Origin of the sequence: Pseudoduganella sp. OTU4001 (assembly GCF_038440195.1) — a bacterium.
Taxonomy (GTDB): domain Bacteria; phylum Pseudomonadota; class Gammaproteobacteria; order Burkholderiales; family Burkholderiaceae_D; genus Rugamonas.
Window position 1 is genome coordinate 51,539 of the sequence record NZ_JASATG010000026.1, and the last position, 18,869, is coordinate 70,407.

The following is an 18,869-nucleotide window of genomic DNA, read 5'->3' on the forward strand; positions in this document are numbered from 1 at the left end:
GCTGGCGATGGAAAACAGCATCAGTGCATTGATCCTGGCGGGCGGCCGCGGCACCCGCATGGGCCGCGTGGATAAAGGCTTGCAGCCCTTCCGCGGCGGCACGCTCGCTTCACATGTACTGCAAAGGCTGGCGCCGCAAGTGGCCAGCGTCACCATCAACGCCAACCGCAACCTGGGCGCCTATAGTGCGCTGGGCGTCAAAGTCCTGCAGGATGAACTGGAAGGCTACGAAGGCCCGCTGGCCGGCGTGCAGACTGGCCTGCGCCACTGCGAGACCGAGTTCCTGCTGACCGCTCCTTGCGATTCGCCCTTCCTGCCAGCCGACCTGGCGCAGCGCCTGTATGAAGCGCTGCACGCGCAGGGCGCCGACCTGGCCGTTGCCGCCACGCTGGAAACCGACGAAACGGGCAGCACGCACACGCAGCTGCATCCGGTGTTCTGCCTGGTGCGCAAGAGCGCCCTGCCCGCTCTGAACGCTTACCTCGAATCCGGCGCGCGCCGCATGGATGGCTGGTACAAGTCGATCAAGGTGGCGGAAGTGCTGTTCAACGATGCAGCTGCCTTCCGCAATATCAATACGCTGGTCGAGCTGCAGAAAGAGGAAGAAGCTGCCGCCAATCCATCGCTGAAGGATGTGGCCAGCTGCCTGTCCGGCTACGATCCGGACGCGCTGCCGGTGCGCAGCGCGCAACGCATAATCCGCGACTTCATCCAGCCGGTGCGCGGCATCGAAAAAGTGGCGCTGCGCAGCGCCCTGGACCGCGTGCTGGCAGCGGACGTGATTTCCCCGATCAATGTGCCGGCGCATGACAATTCCGCAATGGATGGTTTCGCCTTTGCCGGCAGCCAGCTCAAGGCGGACGGCAACACCACGCTCAAAGTCGTCGGCACCATCTACGCAGGGCGCCCTTCGGCGCTCAAGCCGGGCCCTGGCGAATGCGTGCGCATCATGACGGGCGGCGTCATGCCGGAAGGCTGCGACACCGTGCTGCCGCAGGAGCTGGCGGCGGACCTGAGCGATGTCGCCGTGACGATCGCCCCCGGCACCATCCGCACCGGCGACAACCGCCGCTTCAAAGGCGAGGACCTGGCCGCGGGCTGCGCTGCGCTGAAGCGCGGCAAAGTGATGCGCCCGGCCGACCTTGGCCTGGTGGCCTCGCTCGGCCTGGCCGAAGTGCCGGTGCAGCGCCGCCTGCGCGTGGCCTTCTTCTCCACCGGCGACGAACTGCGCTCGATCGGCGAACCGCTGGCCGAAGGCTGCGTCTACGACAGCAACCGCTACACCCTGTTCGGCATGCTGCAGCGCCTGGGTTGCGATATCGTCGACATGGGCATTGTGAAAGACGATGCCGAGTCGCTGGAAGACGCCCTGCGCACGGCCTGCGAATGCGCCGACGCCGTGATCACTTCCGGCGGCGTCTCGGTGGGCGCGGCGGATTACACCAAGCAGGTCATGGCCACGCTGGGTGATGTGCACTTCTGGAAAATCGGCATGCGCCCCGGCCGCCCGATGGCCTTCGGACGCATCCGCTCCAATGGCCACAGCGCCTACCTGTTTGGCCTGCCCGGCAACCCGGTCGCCGTGATGGTGACCTTCTACTTCTTCGCCCGCCACGCGCTGCTGCGCATGATGGGCGCCGACGCAGCGCCGGACCAGCTGCTGCGCGTCCGTTCCGCACAAGCGATCCGCAAAAAACCGGGACGCACCGAATACCAGCGCGGCATCCTGACCACCAGCCTCGACGGCACCCGCGAGGTCCGCATCACCGGCTCGCAGGGTTCAGGCATCCTGCGCTCCATGTCGGAGGCGAACTGCATGGTGGTGCTGCACGACGATCAGGGTAACGTCGCCGAGGGCGATATGGTGGACGTCATCACCTTCGAGGGACTGCTTTAAAGCGCGTCGGCATCCGCCGCGTCGGCGGCATCGGCAGCATCAGCGGCGCCCAGCATCAGCAGGGCCGCTTCAGCAGGCAGCGCTTCGACGGATTTGAGTTTGCGGGCCATCTGGCGGCTGCGCACTTCGGCGGATTCGATGTTGCGGGCGGCGCGTTCGAGGGTGGTCTTGGTGGCGGCGAGGACGTCGCCGAATTTGGCGAACTCGGTCTTCACGGCACCCAGCACTTGCCACACCTCCGACGAACGCTTCTCCAGCGCCAGCGTGCGGAAGCCCATTTGCAGGCTATTCAGCAGCGCGGTCAGCGTGGACGGGCCGGCGATGCTGACCCGGTTCACGCGCTGCAGTTCGTCGGCCAGGCCGGGACGGCGCATCACTTCGGCGTACAGGCCTTCGGTCGGCAGGAACAGGATCGCGAAGTCGGTCGTCATCGGCGGCGACAGGTATTTCTCGGCGATGGTGCGCGCTTCGTTGCGTACCGCGCGTTCCAGCTCGCGGCCGGCGGCGGCCACCGCTTCGGCATCGGCGCGGTCGGCCGCTTCCAGCAGGCGCTCGTACTGTTCTTTCGGGAACTTGGCGTCGATCGGCATCCACACCGGCGCCCCGCCCTCCTTCTGGCCCGGCAGCTTGAGCGCGAATTCGACGCGGGCGTTGGTGCCCACCACGGTTTCGACATTCTTCGCGTACTGGTCGGGTGTGAGGATTTGCTCAAGCAGCATTTCCAGCTGCACTTCGCCCCAGGTACCGCGCGTTTTCACATTGGTCAGCACGCGTTTCAGGTCGCCCACGCCCAGCGCCAGCTGCTGCATCTCGCCCAAGCCCTGGTGTACGCGCTCCAGGCGTTCTGACACCTGGCGGAACGATTCGGTCAGGCGCGTTTCCAGCGTTTCGTGCAGCTTTTCGTCGACTGTCTTGCGCATTTCTTCCAGCCGCGCGCCGTTGTCGGCCTGCAGCTCGCGCATCTTGGTTTCCAGCGCCACGCGCACTTCCAGCAGGCGGCGGGTATTGGACTCGGTCAGCACCTCGATCTGGCGGCGCATGGTTTCCAGCTGCTGCACGGTGGCGGCATGCGATTGCGCCAGCGTGTGCCCCATCTCCTGGCGCTGCGCCTGGGCCGTGGCCTGCAGCTGCATGCGCACCTCGCGTTCCACCCGGTCCAACTGGTCGGCCACATCACTAGCGCGGCTGCGCAGCAGCATCACAATTTGCAGGACGATGATGACGGCGGCCAGCGCCAGCAGGATATACAGCTCCATTAATCATCCTTGTTCCGCATCCAGTCGGCGGTCTGGTAGAAGGATTCCATCAGGCGCAGGCGCAAGTCTTCGGCGATGCCGACATCCTGCATGGCCCACGCCATGCAGCGCAACCACTGGTCGCGCTCACTGGAGCCGACCGCAAACGGCAGGTGGCGCGCGCGCAGGCGCGGGTGGCCAAAGCGCTCGATGAACAGGTCAGGCCCGCCCATCCAGCCGCTGAGGAACCAGAACAGCTTATCGCGCGAGCCATCGGTGCTGGGCGGGTGCATGGCGCGGATGCCGGCAAATTCCGGCTCCAGCTCCATCAGGTCGTAAAAACGGTCAACCATCTCGCGCAGCTTGGTTTCGCCGCCGATGACATCGTAAAGGGTGCGTGCTTCATCATTCATAGAGCAATGATAGCGCATGGACGTATTGATGTGGATCAAGCTTCGTGCTGATTCTGCGCAAATCAGCGCAACAAACCGCCATCATGGCCGGATGATTTCACGCCTGATCCGATCCAAGCTGCGCGCCCGCAGCGCCGAGGAAATCGCCGACCTGCGGCTGGCCGCCCTGAGCTGGGTCGGCATTACCTGTTTTCCGCTGTATTACGTGTTTTTCGCCTGGCTGATGCCGCAGCCTTACGAGAACCTGCCGCTGCGCCTGGCGGGCGCGCTGCTGGCACTGGGTGGCCTGTGGGCGCGCCACCTGCCGCCGCGCCAGCGCGATATCTACACGCTGGTGCTGGTGATGTATGAGCTGCCCTTCTTCTGCACCTTCATGTTCCTGATGAACCGCGCCAATGCGACCTGGTCCCAGGTGATGCTGGTGATGCTGGTGGCGCTGTTCCATTTCGACTTCCGCAAAGCTTTGCGCACGGGTGCCGTGGGCATGGCGGCGGGCGCGCTGCTGGCCCTCGCACTGGGCGGCGCCGACATGCTGGTCGCCACCGAGGTGCTGCAATTACTGCCGGTGCAGCTGTTCCTGGTGGGCTGGATGTGGGTGTTCTCGCAAAGCCGCAAGGCGCTGGAAGAGGAAAAGCTGGAAGGCCTGGGCGAGGGCCTGGGCGCCGTGGCGCATGAAATGCGCACGCCGCTGGCCAGCCTGGACGCCAATGTACGCGGCTTGTCGCGCCTTCAGCAGCGCACCGGCCAGGAAGATCCGGTCATGCGCCAGGCCCTGGGCCGCATGCAGTACGAGGTGCGCCATATGAACCATATGATCGACCTGTTCCTGCTTAGCGCGCAGGCGGTGCGGAAAAAGCTCGATCCGCACGAATCGCTGTCGATGCTCGATACCGTGGAATCGGCGCTGCGCCGCTACCCTTTCACCGGCGAGGTCCAGCGCCAGCTGGTGGCGCTGCAGGTGCGCAGCGATTTCCGTTTCGGTGGGCAGAACGAACTGGCCATCATGCTGCTTCTGAACCTCCTGCGCAACGCGATGCAGGCGGTGCAGCGCGCCGGCAAGGGACGGGTGCGGATCGTGATCGAAGGCGCGCGCCCGGTACCGCGCGTGCTGGTAATCGATACCGGCTGCGGCATCGCGCCGCGCCACCTGTCGATGATTTTCCAGCGCTTCTTCGCTTATCCGGAGCATAATGGCGCGGGAATCGGCCTGGCGCTGTGCCGCCAGGTGATGCAGGCGTGGAATGCGCGGCTGCATTGTGTCTCCCGCGAACACGCATATGCTATCTTTGTGCTCGAATTTCCACCACAAATCTGCCGTTGACCCATGAAACTGCCCGTTTACGCCCACCCAACCATGACCGTCCTGGTGGACGATAGCGATACCTTCCTGCATAGCCTGGTGTTCCAGCTCGATCCCATGCAGGCCAGCGTAAGCTTCCACGACCCGCTGCAGGCGCTGGAATGGTTCAAGGTGAATGCGCGCAGCAGCGAACTGCCTTTGCAGGTGGATTTCGACAACCCGAACCAGTCGGCCGAGCAGCGCAACGTGGCGGTGGACCTGGAGCGCATCTATCGCATTTCCGGCCAGCGCCAGCGGTTTTCCATCCCTTCCGTGCTGGTAGTGGACTACTCAATGCCGCAAATGAATGGCGTGGCGTTCTGCCAGGCGATCCAGCACCTGCCATGCAAGAAGATCCTGTTCACCGGACAGGCCGATGAAAAGATCGCGGTGGATGCCTTCAACCGCGGCCTGATCGACCGCTATATCAAGAAAAGCGCCGACGATGCGCTGGACCGGCTGGAAGAGGAAGTGACGGCGCTGCAGAAAGAGTTCTTCCGCGAGCAGTCGGAAACCCTGATCGACATGCTGGCACTGCACGAATTCAGCTTCCTGCGCTGCCGCGCGCTGGCGCAGGTGGTGCAGCGCCTGTACCAGGAACATGGTTTTGTCGAACACTACGCCTTCCCTTCGCCGAGCGGCGTGCTGTTCTTTAACGCCGACGGCGCGGCCAAGCTGATGGTGGTGGAGACAGAGCGCGGCTACCAGTCCCAGGTCGAAATGGCGCGCGACAGCGGCGCGCCGCATTCGCTGCTGCAGGCGCTGGAAGAAAAGCGTGTACTGCCCTTCTTCCCGCCGGACGGCATGTATTCCGATGAAGTGGGCCAGCACTGGCATCGCCACTGCCAGGAGCCGCAGGTATGCCGCGGCCTGGAAACCTACTACTGGGCCCTGTTCGACGTCGACCCAACCCTGCTCGACATCCAGCCCACGCCCTACGCCGACTTCCTGCGCCAGCACAACCCACCCCTCGCCGCATAGCTGACTCCGTGTCCACCTTGGGGTCAGGCTCTTAGGTCGACACGGGCACATGCATTCTGCGGCTGAGCCCGTGTCCACTAAAGAGCCTGACCCCAAGGTGGACACGGAGTCAGCCATCCGGCTGGCTGGGGGGGCTAGCCCTCGCGCAGGGTTTGCAGCGGCGGGTGGTTCAGGACGTTGCGCAGGCCAAGCCAGCCGCCGAGCACGGCGCACAGCGCGCCCGCCAGCAGGCCTGCCAGCCAGACCCAGATGCTGATGGTCCAGGGGAACTTGAACTGGTAGGTGGCGAGGCCCCAGCCCATCAAACCGGCGCCGGTCGCCGCCAGCAGGCCACCCAGGCCGCCCACCAGCATGAATTCGATCAGCTGCGCTTGCGACAGCTGGCGCCGGGTGGCGCCCAGGGCGCGCAGCAGGCCGGCTTCGCGGCGACGTTCGTCCTGCGAACCCATCAGGGCGGCGTACAGCACCAGCACGCCGGACAGCAGGGTGAAGCCGAACAGGAATTCCACCGCCTGGATTACTTGCTCCAGCACGGACTGCACCTGGCGCACCACGCTGCCAACGTCAATGATGGTGAGGTTGGGGAATTCGCGCGACAAGGCATTCCCTGTGGCGCTGGCGCCCTTGGGCAGGTGGAAGGCGGTGATATGGGTTTGCGGCGTATCCGCCATCACCGCCGGGTTGAGGATGACGAAGAAGTTGACCCGCATCGAGCCCCATTCCAGCTTGCGCAGGCTGGTGATTTTCGCGTCCACCATCGAGCCGGCAATATCAAAGCGGATGCTGTCGCCCAGCTTCAGGCCCAGCGTCTTGGCCAGGCCTTCTTCGACCGAGGCTTCGCCGGCGCTGCCGCCCATCGCCCACTTGCCTGCCATGACCTGGTTCTGCGCCGGCAGCTCCAGCATGGTGGACAGGTTGAATTCGCGTTCGGCCAGGCCGCGTGCGCGTTCCTCCGTATAGGTTTCGCGGGTGATGACCTTGTCGTTTACCGCCACCAGGCGGCCCCGGATCATGGGGTACAGCGGCACGTCCTTCACGCCGGCCGCCGCCAGCCGCGCTGCGATGGCGTCCTTCTGGTCCGGCTGGATGTTGATGATGAAGCGGTTCGGCGCATCCGGCGGCATGGTATTGCGCCAGGTGGTCATCAGGTCGCCGCGCACCACGGTCAGCAGCAGCAGCGCCATCAGGCCAAGCGAGAGCGAGACCACCTGCACCACGGTGGCGCCAGGGCGGCGGCGCAGCGACGTCACGGCGAAGCGCCAGGCTTGCTGCGGGAAGACATTGCGCAGCGGGCGCAGTGCCTGCAGGCCGAGCCAGCCCACCAGCGCAAACAGGCCGAAGCCCGCCAGGAAGCCGCCGCCGGTGAAGGCCGCCAGCTTGACGTCATTCGATTGCCACAGCAGCAGCGCGCCGAAGGCGGCGATACCCAAGCCGTAGGTGGCCAGCGCGGCCGGCTTGGGGGCGGCCTGCTCGCGCCGGATCACGCGGTTGTGCGGGACATTGCGCAGCTGCAGGATGGGCGGCAGGGCGAAACCGGCCAGCAGCAGCATGCCGGTGGCCATGCCTTGCAGCGCCGGCAGCAGCGATGGCGGCGGAATGTCGGCGCCCACCAGGCTGCCCAGCAACTCGATCAGCACATAGTGCGCGCCGAAGCCCGCCAGCACGCCGAGCGCGCTGCCGGCCAGGCCGACCAGCATGAACTCCACCAGGTAGATCACGGTGACCTGGTTCTGGGTCAGGCCCAGGCAGCGCAGCATGGCGCAGGAGTCCAGGTGGCGCTGCATGAAGCGGCGCGCCGCCATGGCCACGGCGACGGCAGCCAGCATGGCCGACAGCAGGCCGACCAGCGACAGGAAGCGGTCGGCGCGGTCCAGCGTGGCGCTCATTTCCGGGCGCCCTTCTTCCAGCGATTCGATGCGCACGCCGCGCACATTGTCTTTTTTGACAAGGGCGCGCAGCCAGTCGCCATATTCCGCCGCCGCTTTAGCGCTGGCGCCGGCGCCGGCCACCAGCAGGCGGTAGCCGACGCGCGAGCCTTCCTGTACCAGGTTGGTGGCCGCCATATCGGACAGCGGCAGGAACACGCGCGGGGCGAAGTTGATGAAGCCGCCGCCGCGGTCCGGTTCGGCGGCGATCAGCTGCGTCACGCGGAACTGCTTGTCGCCCAGCTGCAGCGTGCCGCCCACCGCCACGTCCAGCGTGGTGGCGAGCGATGGATCGATCCAGACCGTGCCTGGTTCCGGCGCGGCTGGCGCCGGGTTGCCGATGCTGTCATTGGCCTGGGCGACATCGGTATTCACCTTGACGCGCCCGCGCAGCGGGTAGTCCGGGCTGACCGCCTTCAGCGATACCAGCACGGAGCGGGCGGCCTCGCCCTGCCCGGCCTGCGCCATGCTGGGGAAGGCCAGCGTCTCGGCCACCCGCAGGCCGCGCCGTACGGCTTCGTCGCGCCAGGCGGCGGGGATCGGATTGTCGTACACCGCCACCATATCGGCGCCCAACAACTGGTGGGCGTCGCGGTTCAGGCCCGCGCGCAGGCGGTCGATAAAGAAGCCGGCGGCCGACAGCGCCGCGACCGCCACGATCAGCGCCACCAGCAGGAAGCGCAACTGTCCGGCGCGCCAGTCGCGCGCCGTCATCCTCAGAGCTTGTCGAAACATTGGTCAGACCACGTTGAATGCAGAGAAATAAGTGTCCACTTCGTCCAGATATTGCTGTTTTTCCTGCGCCGGCAGGAAGGACGCCTCGAAGCTGTTGCGCGCCAGCTGGTGGGCGTGGGCCAGGCCAAGCGGCAGCGCGTCGAACACGGCGACGAAATTGTCGTTCATGTAGCCGCCAAAATAGGCCGGATCGTCGGAATTGACCATCGCCACCAGGCCGGCATCGAGCAGCGCCAGCAGGTTGTGGTCTTTCATCTGGTCGAACACGCGCAGCTTGGTGTTCGACAGCGGGCAAACGGTCAGCGGCATGCGCATGGCGGCCAGGCGGCGCGTCAGGGCCGGATCCTCCAGGCAGCGCACGCCGTGGTCGATACGCTCCACCTTGAGCAGGTCGACCGCGGTTTCGATATAGGCTGGCGGGCCCTCTTCGCCGGCATGGGCCACCAGGTGCAGGCCCAGGTCGCGGCAGCGCGCGAACACGCGGGCAAATTTTTCCGGCGGGTGGCCCACCTCGGAAGAATCGAGGCCGACGCCGATGAATTTGTCGCGGAACGGCAGCGCCGCTTCCAGCGTGGCGATGGCGTCCTCCTCGCTCAGGTGGCGCAGGAAGCACAGGATCAGCTTGGCGCTGATCGGGCCCTCTTCGCAGGCGCGGTGGATACCATTAATTACAGCGGCCATCGGCACCCCGCGCGCGGTATGGGTTTGCGGGTCGAAGAAAATCTCCGCGTGGCGCACGTGGTCGGCCTTGGCGCGCTGCAGGTAGGCCATCGTCATGTCATAAAAGTCCTGCTCCTTGAGCAGCACGCTAGCGCCGGCGTAGTAAATATCGAGGAAGGATTGCAGGTCGGTGAAGGCATACGCCGCGCGCAGCGCCTCCACCGACGGGTAGGCCAGCTGGACGCCGTTGCGCTCCGCCAGCGCGAAAATCAGTTCCGGCTCGAGCGAGCCTTCGATATGGATGTGCAGTTCGGCCTTGGGCATGTTCTGCACGATGGAGCGCATTTGGGTGGTCATTTTTGTTCTCTCTGGCTACGAAGTTGGTTTCGCATCTTACTGCAAATATAGTGTGCTGCAGAGTCGGGCCAGCCGTGCTACTGTGGTGCCAAATCGCGCGGGGGCAAGCACTGGCTTTACTTCTACATCCAATAGAGCAATAATAAATTTCATCAACGTAAGATGCGTTTCGAGCCCGGCAACCATCCCTCCGCCGGCTAATAATGATCCAGCTCCGAGCCTCGGGCAATCCCTGGCACCTCAGGCAGCTGGCAAGAAATGAGCAGGCCTGCAGCCCACGCTAAGACTGCCGACCATGTGACTAGTAGATTTTTCATTAAAGGACATTCACATGACCATTTTTGACAACTACGCAGCACGGTATGAGCGTACCAAAGAAGAGGAAATGTCCCTCTCGGAATATCTCGCGCTTTGCAAGAAGGACCGCCTGACCTATGCCTCGGCGGCCGAACGCATGCTGGCTGCTATCGGCGAACCCACCCTGGTCGACACGCGCAATGACACGCGCCTGTCCCGTATCTTCGCCAACAAGGTCATCAAGATTTATCCCGCCTTCCGCGAGTTCTACGGCATGGAAGACGTCATCGAGCAGGTTGTGGCCTACTTCCGCCACGCGGCGCAAGGGCTGGAGGAGCGCAAGCAGATCCTCTACCTGTTGGGCCCGGTCGGCGGCGGCAAATCTTCGATCGCGGAAAAGCTCAAATCCCTGATGGAACAGGTGCCTTTCTACTGCCTGAAAGGTTCGCCGGTGAATGAATCGCCGCTCGGCCTGTTCAGCGAGGCGGAGGACGGCACCATCCTGGAAGAAGATTACGGCATCCCGCGCCGCTACCTGCGCAATATCCCTTCGCCATGGGCGGTCAAGCGCCTGCACGAATTCAATGGCGACATCAACCAGTTCCGCGTGGTCAAACGCTACCCGTCGGTGCTGAAGCAGGTCGCCATCTCGAAAACCGAACCGGGCGACGAAAACAACCAGGATATTTCCTCCCTGGTCGGCAAAGTCGATATCCGCAAGCTGGAAGACTATGCCCAGGACGATCCGGATGCCTACAGCTATTCCGGCGGCCTGTGCCTGGCCAACCAGGGCTTGATGGAATTCGTCGAAATGTTCAAGGCGCCGATCAAGGTGCTGCACCCGCTGCTGACGGCGACCCAGGAAGGCAATTACAAGGGTACCGAGGGCTTTGGCGCCATCCCGTTCGAGGGCATCATCCTGGCGCACTCGAATGAGTCGGAGTGGAAGAGCTTCAAGAATAACCGCAACAACGAGGCATTCCTCGACCGTATTTATATCGTGAAGGTGCCTTACTGCCTGCGGGTTACCGACGAAATCAAGATTTACGAGAAGTTGCTGCACAATTCCTCGCTCGACAAGGCGCCCTGCGCGCCCGGCACCTTGCGCATGATGTCGCAGTTTGCCATCCTGTCGCGCCTGAAGGAGCCGGAAAACTCCAGTATTTTCAGCAAGATGCTGGTGTACGACGGTGAAAACCTCAAGGATACCGATCCGAAAGCCAAGTCCATCCATGAATATGTGGACTATGCCGGGGTCGACGAGGGCATGAGCGGGCTGTCGACCCGTTTCGCCTTCAAGATCCTGTCGAAAGTGTTCAACTTCGATTCGACCGAGGTGGCGGCCAATCCGGTGCACCTGCTCTATGTGCTCGAGCAACAGGTCGAGCGCGAGCAATTCCCGCCGGAGACCGAGCAGAAGTATTTCTCCTATATAAAAGAGCACCTGGCCCAGCGCTATGTCGAATTCATCGGCAAGGAAATCCAGACGGCCTACCTGGAGAGCTATTCCGAATATGGCCAGAACATCTTCGACCGCTACGTGACCTTTGCCGACTTCTGGATCCAGGACCAGGAATACCGCGACCCGGATACCGGCGAAAGCTTCGACCGCGAGTCGCTGAACAATGAACTGGAGAAGATCGAGAAACCAGCCGGGATTTCGAACCCGAAAGACTTCCGCAACGAGATCGTCAACTTCGGCCTGCGCGCGCGCGCCAATAATGGCGGCAAGAACCCGGCCTGGACCAGTTACGAGAAGTTCCGCACGGTGATCGAGAAGAAAATGTTCTCCAATACCGAAGAACTGCTGCCGGTGATTTCCTTCAACGCCAAGGCCAGCGCCGAGGACGCCAACAAGCACGCCGACTTCGTGGCGCGCATGGTGGAAAAGGGCTACACGGCCAAGCAGGTCCGGCTGCTGTGCGAATGGTATCTGCGCGTGAGGAAGTCGTCCTGATCTAAAAGGTGGATAATCAGGACGCGCCAATCAAGCAGGCAGGAGGCACATGACTTATCTCATCGACCGTCGTTTGCAGGGCAAGAACAAGTCCGCGATCAACCGCGAGCGCTTTTTGCGGCGATACAAGGGCCAGATCAAGGATGCGGTCGGGCGCGCCATCAAGGGGCGCTCGATCACCGACATCGAGAATGGCGAAAAAGTGTCGATTCCCGTCAAGGACGTGAACGAGCCCTCGTTCGGCCACGCCCATGGCGGTGTCTGGGAAGTGGTGAACCCGGGCAACCAGGAATACTTGAAGGGTGACCAGATCAACCGCCCCAAAGGCGGCGGTGGCAGCGGCCGTGGCCGGGCCGGCAATAGCGACCAGACCTCGGAAGATGATTTCATCTTCGAACTGTCGCGCGAAGAATTCATGAACTATTTCTTCGAAGACCTGGAATTGCCGCATATGGTCAAGACCCAGCTGACCGCCACCACCGAGTTCAAACAGCAGCGCGCCGGCTATACCGTTTCCGGCACGCCGTCCAATATCCACGTGCTGCGCTCCTTGCGCGGCGCACTGGGCCGGCGGATTGCCGTCGGCGGCTCCTCGCGCAAACGGCTGATCGAGGCCGAACGCGAGCTGGAGGAATTGCTGGTGGCCGGCGCCCCGCTGGACGACCCACGCGTCATAGAGCTGAAGAAGCTGGTGCATCACCTGCACACGCGCCTGCTGGCGATCCCCTTCATCGACCCGTTCGACCTGCGCTACTCCAACCGCATCAAGGTGCCCAAGCCGATGACACAGGCCGTGATGTTCTGCATCATGGACGTGTCGGGCTCCATGGACGAGCAGCGCAAGGACACCGCCAAGCGCTTCTTCATCCTGCTCTACCTGTTCCTCAAGCGCGTGTACGACAAAATCGAAGTGGTGTTCATCCGCCACCATACGGCCGCGTCGGAAGTGGACGAGAACGAATTCTTCCATTCGCGCGAATCGGGCGGCACCGTGGTGTCCTCCGCCCTGCACCTGCTGAACAAGATCATCGACGAACGCTTTGGCGGCGGCAGCTGGAACGCCTATGTCGCACAGGCGTCCGACGGCGACAACTGGGACAACGATTCCGTGCTGTGCCGGCAGTTGCTGGTCAACACCATCATGCCCAAGGTGCAGTACTACACCTATGTGGAAATCACCGATGGCCCGCCGCAGAACTTGTGGGAGCAGTACTCCCAGGTGCCGGAATATCACGCGCACTTCGCCATGCAAAAGATAGTCACGCCGGCCGATATTTATCCGGTGTTCCGCGAACTGTTCAAGAAGCAGCCAAAATGAACCAGATGACCAAACGCCCGCCTCATCCACGCGCCCTGCCGGAGCAGTCGGAGTGGACGTTCGAACTGATCGAGCAGGCGCACGAAGAAATCCGCCGCGTGGCGCACAACTTCGGCCTGGATACCTATCCGAACCAGCTGGAGATTATTACTGCTGAGCAAATGATGGATGCCTACACCTCGGTCGGCATGCCGGTGTCGTATGCGCACTGGTCGTTCGGCAAGCACTTCCTTGCTACCGAGAAAGGCTACAAGCGCGGCCAGATGGGGCTGGCCTACGAAATCGTGATCAACTCCAATCCCTGCATTGCCTATTTAATGGAGGAGAACAGCCTGACCATGCAGGCGCTGGTGATTGCGCACGCGGCGTACGGCCATAACTCCTTCTTCAAAGGCAATTACCTGTTCCGCACCTGGACCGATGCCGACGCCATCATTGATTACATGCTGTTCGCCAAGAACTACATCACCGAATGCGAACAGCGGCATGGCATTGATGCCGTGGAATTGCTGATCGACTCCTGCCACGCGATCCAGAACTACGGCGTCGACCGCTACAAGCGCCCGGCCAAGCTGTCGCTGGCGCAGGAAGCGCTGAAGCAGAAGGAACGCGAAGCCTACCTGCAATCGCAGATCAATGAACTGTGGCGCACCGTGCCGCGGCGCGAAGAGGAAGCGGTCGACAAGCCGTTGCCGCGCTTCCCGCCCGAACCGGAAGAAAACCTGCTGTACTTTATCGAGAAGTATGCGCCGCTGCTGGAGCCCTGGCAGCGCGAGGTGGTGCGCATCGTGCGCAAGATCAGCCAGTATTTCTACCCGCAGCGCCAGACGCAGGTGATGAATGAAGGCTGGGCCACGTTCTGGCACTACACCATCCTCAACCAGCTGTATGACGAGGGCGTGGTGAGCGATGGCTTCATGATGGAATTCCTGAAGAGCCATACCAATGTGGTGTACCAGCCGCCGGTGCACAGCCCCTACTACAACGGCATCAATCCTTATGCGCTGGGCTTCGCGATGATGTCAGACATCAGACGAATCTGCGAGAACCCGACCGACGAAGACCGCGAGTGGTTCCCCGATATCGCCGGCAGCGACTGGAAGAAGACGCTCGACTTTGCAATGCGAAACTTCAAGGATGAATCGTTCATTGCGCAATATCTGTCGCCGCGTCTGATCCGCGAGTTCCACTTCTTTGCCGTATTGGATGACGACAAGAACGACAAGCTCGCAGTCTCGGCCATCCACGATGAACTGGGCTACCGCTATGTGCGGCAAATGCTGGCCGACCAGTACAACCTCGGCAACCGCGAGCCTAATATACAAGTGTGGTCGGTCAATACCCGCGACGACCGCGCCCTGACGCTGCGTCACACGCAGTACAACCGCCGCCCCTTGAACCAGCAGGCCAATGAAGTCCTGAAACACGTGGCCCGCCTGTGGGGCTTCGACGTCCACCTGGATACGGTTTCGCCGGATGGCCAGGTGGTCAGCACCATCGAGTGCAAGCGCGAAAAGCGTAACCGGGTTATCTAGACAGCCCGAATTGACAGAGTTTCGTCGAAGCAACACACTTCGCCGAATTTCCTCTGCCTCGCCGCCCTTGGCGGCGAGTAATCTTCCGTGTTCGCGAAAAACTGATGAAGATCAATCGCAAGCGCGAAAAATCACTCAATTTTCTCTTGCTTTTTTAAAGGTAGGCACCCGGCAGTATGAGATGCAAGCCTGCCAATATGGGGCTAAGGGCATGAAATTTAAACGGTTTTCAGGACAAAATTCTATGCAAAAATCCAAAATTCGTATGTATAATTCGCCGACGTCCCGGATGCGGCTGGTGGTATTGCGTCGCCATTTTGGGGGTTTAAAGTAGCAACACAAGAGTTGGTATTGGAGAAAGCAGGCATGAATTTCAGTGATAACGAGAAAATTGCCGGGAAAAAGAACTATACGGGCATCGCGTTCGTCGTAGTTATGCACCTTGCAGTCGGTTACGGCATCGTATCCGGCCTGGGCAAGCGCATGATCAGCAAGATGATCGAACCGGTGGAGACCAAGATCATCGAGGAGGTCGCCCCACCTCCACCAAAAGAACTGCCGCCACCGCCACCTCCTCCAGAGATGAAGGCCCCACCACCGCCATTCATTCCTCCGGTCGAAGTGAACGTGCAGCAACCGCCGCCAGCGCAGAACGTGATCGCCAACGCGACCAACGTGAAGCCTGCAACCACCGACATTCGTCCAGCACCACCAGCGCCACCGGCACCTCCTGCGCCTGCGGCAACCGGCGTGAAAACCCCGGCTGTGGTCGACTTCAGCACCTGCGCCAAGCCAGAGTGGCCAAAGTCGTCGCTGCGTAACGAAGAAACCGGTACGGTTACCCTGTCGTTCCTGATCTCTGCGGACGGCCGTGTAGGCGATTCGAAAGTAGTGAAATCTAGTGGTTTCCGTGATTTGGACAAGGCTGCCGTTGCCGGCATCTCCAAGTGCAAATTCAAGCCGGCCACCGTGGACGGCAAGCCGCAAGAAACCTGGCAACAGATGCAATACGTCTGGACGCTGGAATAAACCTGAGACAAAGCACCGTCTCGCAACTAAGTAAGTCCGTTGTCGTTTAAGCCAGCGAACTGATAATTTTTCAAATTTGGAGGAAGCATGTTTAAGAATACCCGTTTGTCCGCTGTACTGGCCGCTGTGCTGTTCTCGGTGACCGCAGCTACCGCCCTGGTAAGCGCGCCAGCAATGGCTGACGCTCCTGCCTCGGCCGCCGCTTCGGCCCCTGCTGACGCAGCCGCCGCTCCAGCAGCTGACGCGGCAGCTCCAGCAGCCGACGCAGCCGCTCCAGCTGCTCCAGCCGCTCCTGGCGCTAAAGAAGAAGTGGAATCCCCATTCGGCCTGCAAGCTGTGTGGGACGGTGGTGTTGTTGACCGCGCAACCCTGATCATCCTGTCGATCATGTCCATCGGCTCCTGGTACATCATCGTGACCAAGCTGATCGACCAGCAGAAAATCTTCAAGCAGCAGAAAGAAGCTGCTAACAAGTTCTGGAAAGCTTCCTCGATCGCTGCTGGCACCGCCACCCTGACCGAAGGCTCCCCATTCCGCTTCATCGCTGAAACCGGCACCAAGGCCACCTCGCACCACGACGGCGCCCTGCTGGAACAAATCGACCTGTCGACCTGGGTGACCATGTCCATCGAACGCGCTGTGGAAAAAGTGCAGTCCCGTCTGTCCGATGGCCTGTCCTTCCTGGCAACCGTTGGTTCCACCGCTCCGTTCATCGGTCTGTTCGGTACCGTTTGGGGTATTTACCACGCGCTGACCAACATCGGTATGTCCGGTAACGCATCGATCGACAAGGTTGCAGGTCCAGTGGGTGCCGCTCTGATCATGACCGCGTTCGGTCTGCTGGTAGCAGTTCCAGCCGTTCTGGGCTACAACTGGCTGCTGCGTCGTAACAAGACCGCAATGGAAGACATCCGTTCGTTCTCCGCTGACGTGCACTCCGTGCTGATCTCCGGCGCGATGTCCACCTCCGCTGCTGCATCCAAAAAAGTAGGCTAATACCATGTCGATGTCTGTAGGCTCCGAAGGCGGAGAAGATAAGCTCAACAGTGAGATCAACACGACTCCGCTCGTGGACATCATGCTGGTGCTGCTGATCATCTTCCTGATCACGAGCCCGGTCGTTCTCAAACTGCAGAAAATTAATCTGCCGGAAGAGATCAACCAGGCAATCCAGACCAAGCCAGAGAACGTCAACATCGTTGTTAACAAGGATGGCGACATCTACTGGAACCAGAAGAAAATGCGTGACGCGAATGAGCTGTTCGATTTTCTTAAAGAGGAAGCTGTGAAGGTGCCTCAGCCTGAAGTTCATGTCCGCGGCGACAAAGACGCGAAGTATGAATCGATTGGCCGTGTGATCTACACCACCCAGCGCGCTGGCATCCAGAAGGTCGGTTTCATCACCGAACCACCTGATAAGATGTAAGAACAAGCCGCCCCTGGCTGTATCGGGGGCGGCCTTCTGAAAAGGAAACAATTCATGAGTATGAGCGTAGGTGATTCCGGCGGCGACGCGGAACCAATGATGGAAATGAACATGACGCCGATGATCGACGTCATGCTGGTTCTGATCGTTATGCTGATTATTACCATTCCAAAAGCTAACCACTCGGTTAACCTGAACATGCCGGTCGGCACTCCGCCACCGCCAACCAAGGAACCTGTGGTTGTGACCATCGACGTTGACTTTGACGGCACCATTCTGTGGGACAACGTGGTTGTAGGCGACCGCGCGGCCCTGGAAGCCAAGCTGATGAACGTAGCTTCTCAGGCTGATCAGCCTGAAGTGCACCTGCGTCCCAACAAGCTGGTCAACTACAGTGTCGTAGCAGGCGTGATGGCTGCGGCCCAGCGTCTCGGCGTCACCAAGATCGGTCTGGTCGGTAACGAGCAGTTCCAGTAAATAATTGGGTCAAAACACCCTTTATTTTCCCAAATAGGCAGGTTATCCTGCCTATTTCGCATTTTGAAGAAAGAAAATCACCCCATGACCAAGTTTCGTCTCGCACATCTCGGCCTGGTAATGGCCGCAATCGGTTTCAATGCAGCCGCCCCGATGGTGGGCCTGTCGTCCGTCGCTTACGCGCAAACCGTCCGCGCTGAAATCGGCAAGCCACTGCAAGAAGCACAGAAACTGGCCGCGTCCGGCAAGAACAAGGAAGCTCTGGCGAAACTGAAAGACGCCGACGCTGTCGGCAACAAGTCCGAGCTGGAAAAGTTCCAGCTGGAATACACCCGCGGTTCCATCGCCGCTGCAGCCGGTGAAAACGACACCGCTGCCCGCGCCTTCGAAGCCGTGCTGGCCTCCGGCAAGCTGAACGCCAACCAGCAATCCAAGATCACCGAAGCCCTGGCCAGCATCTACCTGCGCGCCAAGGACTATCCAAAAGCGATCACCTACATCCAGAAGGTCCTGAAGGACAATCCGGGCAACACCCAGATGAAGGAACAGCTGATCCAGACCTACTACCTGAGCGGCAAGCTGAATGAAGCGGCGAAGGAACTGCAATCGGGCGGCGGCAAGTCCGAAGCCAACCTGCAAATGCTGGCCAACATCCAGCTGAAGCAGAATGACAAGGCTGGCTACGTGCAGACCCTGGAAAAGCTGGCGGCTTCCTATCCAAAGGCGTCCTACTGGGCTGACCTGATGAACCGCGTAGTCGGCAAGCCAGGCTTCTCCACTTCCCTGAGCCTGGACGTGATGCGCCTGAAACTGGCACTGAAGCAGATCAGCAAGCCAGCCGAATTCATGGAAATGGGCCAGTTGGCCCTGCAAGCCGGCAACCCGGCTGAAGCCCTGAAGATCGTGGAAGAAGGCTACAAGAAGGGTGCCCTGGGCACCGGCGCCGATGCCGGCCGCCACCAGCGCCTGAAAGACCTGGCCCTGAAGACCCAGGCTGACCTGCAGAAGAACGCAGCGACCCAGGAAGCCAACTTCCGCAAGGAAAAGGATGCTGACGGCCTGGCCAACCTGGGCTACGCCCTGGTTTCCGATGGCAAAGGCGCCGATGGCCTGAAGCTGATCGACGAAGCGATCAAGCTGGGTACCGCGCGCAAGCCGGAAGAAATGAAGCTGCACTACGGCGTGGCGCAGTACATCGCTGGCAAGAAGGCTGCTGCCATCAGCACCCTGAAGTCGGTCAAAGGTACCGCTGGCGAGCCTGAACTGGCCCGTTACTGGACCATGTACA

General features: G+C 61.4%; 15 protein-coding genes. 11 read left to right on the forward strand and 4 right to left on the reverse strand.

What is annotated here, in order from left to right; all coding sequences use genetic code 11:
• Positions 1-7 precede the first annotated feature (7 nt).
• Positions 8-1,897: a molybdopterin molybdotransferase MoeA gene (moeA, locus tag AAHE99_RS20165; protein WP_342119148.1), complete on the forward strand. Its 1,890-nt coding sequence runs from the start codon at positions 8-10 to the stop codon at positions 1,895-1,897.
• Here the strand turns inward: moeA and AAHE99_RS20170 are convergent.
• Entirely contained in the window at positions 1,894-3,153 is a 1,260-nt protein-coding gene (locus AAHE99_RS20170; RefSeq protein WP_342119149.1) for a DNA recombination protein RmuC, read from the reverse strand. The two genes, moeA and AAHE99_RS20170, sit on opposite strands and share 4 nt — an antisense overlap.
• Positions 3,153-3,545: a group II truncated hemoglobin gene (locus AAHE99_RS20175; protein WP_342119150.1), complete on the reverse strand. Its 393-nt coding sequence runs from the start codon at positions 3,543-3,545 to the stop codon at positions 3,153-3,155. Before AAHE99_RS20175 ends, AAHE99_RS20170 begins: the two co-directional genes overlap by 1 nt.
• Positions 3,546-3,636: 91 nt before the next feature.
• Here AAHE99_RS20175 and AAHE99_RS20180 point away from each other — a divergent pair, with 91 nt between their 5' ends.
• Together AAHE99_RS20180 and AAHE99_RS20185 are read left to right on the forward strand one after the other, a co-directional pair.
• Positions 3,637-4,866 carry a sensor histidine kinase gene (locus AAHE99_RS20180; protein WP_342119151.1) on the forward strand — a complete coding sequence of 410 codons (1,230 nt, stop codon included), beginning with the start codon at positions 3,637-3,639 and terminating at the stop codon, positions 4,864-4,866.
• Between the two features lie 3 nt (positions 4,867-4,869).
• On the forward strand, positions 4,870-5,865 hold the full coding sequence (locus AAHE99_RS20185; RefSeq protein WP_342119152.1) for a response regulator: 996 nt from the start codon (positions 4,870-4,872) through the stop codon (positions 5,863-5,865).
• Between the two features lie 134 nt (positions 5,866-5,999).
• On the opposite strand, the gene AAHE99_RS20190 is transcribed toward AAHE99_RS20185, so the two are convergent.
• Positions 6,000-8,525 (reverse strand): ABC transporter permease, encoded by a 2,526-nt coding sequence (locus AAHE99_RS20190; protein ID WP_342119153.1) that lies wholly within the window; start codon positions 8,523-8,525, stop codon positions 6,000-6,002.
• 3 nt (positions 8,526-8,528) lie between these two features.
• Positions 8,529-9,542 (reverse strand): adenosine deaminase, encoded by a 1,014-nt coding sequence (locus AAHE99_RS20195; protein ID WP_342119154.1) that lies wholly within the window; start codon positions 9,540-9,542, stop codon positions 8,529-8,531.
• Between the two features lie 331 nt (positions 9,543-9,873).
• On the opposite strand from AAHE99_RS20195, the gene AAHE99_RS20200 reads away from it, so the two are divergent.
• The 8 genes from AAHE99_RS20200 to AAHE99_RS20235 all read left to right on the forward strand — a co-directional run.
• Complete coding sequence (locus tag AAHE99_RS20200) at positions 9,874-11,796, forward strand: PrkA family serine protein kinase (RefSeq protein WP_342119155.1); 1,923 nt, start codon at positions 9,874-9,876, stop codon at positions 11,794-11,796.
• A 49-nt stretch (positions 11,797-11,845) separates the two neighbouring features.
• Positions 11,846-13,114 carry a YeaH/YhbH family protein gene (locus AAHE99_RS20205; protein ID WP_342119156.1) on the forward strand — a complete coding sequence of 423 codons (1,269 nt, stop codon included), beginning with the start codon at positions 11,846-11,848 and terminating at the stop codon, positions 13,112-13,114.
• The gene (locus tag AAHE99_RS20210; RefSeq protein WP_446728943.1) at positions 13,111-14,649 is read left to right on the forward strand and encodes a SpoVR family protein; all 1,539 of its coding nucleotides are present in this window, start codon (positions 13,111-13,113) and stop codon (positions 14,647-14,649) included. Before AAHE99_RS20205 ends, AAHE99_RS20210 begins: the two co-directional genes overlap by 4 nt.
• Before the next feature lie 366 nt (positions 14,650-15,015).
• A complete protein-coding gene (locus AAHE99_RS20215; protein WP_342119157.1) occupies positions 15,016-15,678 on the forward strand; it encodes an energy transducer TonB in 663 nt (220 codons plus the stop codon).
• An 87-nt stretch (positions 15,679-15,765) separates the two neighbouring features.
• Positions 15,766-16,674 (forward strand): MotA/TolQ/ExbB proton channel family protein, encoded by a 909-nt coding sequence (locus AAHE99_RS20220; RefSeq protein WP_342119158.1) that lies wholly within the window; start codon positions 15,766-15,768, stop codon positions 16,672-16,674.
• Between the two features lie 4 nt (positions 16,675-16,678).
• Entirely contained in the window at positions 16,679-17,104 is a 426-nt protein-coding gene (locus tag AAHE99_RS20225) for an ExbD/TolR family protein (protein WP_342119159.1), read from the forward strand.
• Between the two features lie 54 nt (positions 17,105-17,158).
• Positions 17,159-17,581 carry an ExbD/TolR family protein gene (locus AAHE99_RS20230; RefSeq protein ID WP_342119160.1) on the forward strand — a complete coding sequence of 141 codons (423 nt, stop codon included), beginning with the start codon at positions 17,159-17,161 and terminating at the stop codon, positions 17,579-17,581.
• An 84-nt stretch (positions 17,582-17,665) separates the two neighbouring features.
• The coding region (locus AAHE99_RS20235) for a tetratricopeptide repeat protein (RefSeq protein WP_342119161.1) at positions 17,666-18,869 on the forward strand (1,204 nt) is incomplete at its 3' end.

Bases quoted from the DNA above. Each gene is read 5' to 3' on its own strand.
- AAHE99_RS20170 (WP_342119149.1), bottom strand. From the start codon at position 3,153: ATGGAGCTGTATATCCTGCTGGCGCTGGCCGCCGTCATCATCGTCCTG.
- AAHE99_RS20195 (WP_342119154.1), bottom strand. From the start codon at position 9,542: ATGACCACCCAAATGCGCTCCATCGTGCAGAACATGCCCAAGGCCGAA.
- AAHE99_RS20225 (WP_342119159.1), top strand. From the start codon at position 16,679: ATGTCGATGTCTGTAGGCTCCGAAGGCGGAGAAGATAAGCTCAACAGT.
- AAHE99_RS20190 (WP_342119153.1), bottom strand. From the start codon at position 8,525: ATGTTTCGACAAGCTCTGAGGATGACGGCGCGCGACTGGCGCGCCGGA.
- AAHE99_RS20215 (WP_342119157.1), top strand. From the start codon at position 15,016: ATGAATTTCAGTGATAACGAGAAAATTGCCGGGAAAAAGAACTATACG.
- AAHE99_RS20180 (WP_342119151.1), top strand. From the start codon at position 3,637: ATGATTTCACGCCTGATCCGATCCAAGCTGCGCGCCCGCAGCGCCGAG.
- AAHE99_RS20205 (WP_342119156.1), top strand. From the start codon at position 11,846: ATGACTTATCTCATCGACCGTCGTTTGCAGGGCAAGAACAAGTCCGCG.
- AAHE99_RS20220 (WP_342119158.1), top strand. From the start codon at position 15,766: ATGTTTAAGAATACCCGTTTGTCCGCTGTACTGGCCGCTGTGCTGTTC.
- AAHE99_RS20210 (WP_446728943.1), top strand. From the start codon at position 13,111: ATGAACCAGATGACCAAACGCCCGCCTCATCCACGCGCCCTGCCGGAG.
- AAHE99_RS20175 (WP_342119150.1), bottom strand. From the start codon at position 3,545: ATGAATGATGAAGCACGCACCCTTTACGATGTCATCGGCGGCGAAACC.
- AAHE99_RS20230 (WP_342119160.1), top strand. From the start codon at position 17,159: ATGAGTATGAGCGTAGGTGATTCCGGCGGCGACGCGGAACCAATGATG.
- AAHE99_RS20200 (WP_342119155.1), top strand. From the start codon at position 9,874: ATGACCATTTTTGACAACTACGCAGCACGGTATGAGCGTACCAAAGAA.
- moeA (WP_342119148.1), top strand. From the start codon at position 8: ATGGAAAACAGCATCAGTGCATTGATCCTGGCGGGCGGCCGCGGCACC.
- AAHE99_RS20185 (WP_342119152.1), top strand. From the start codon at position 4,870: ATGAAACTGCCCGTTTACGCCCACCCAACCATGACCGTCCTGGTGGAC.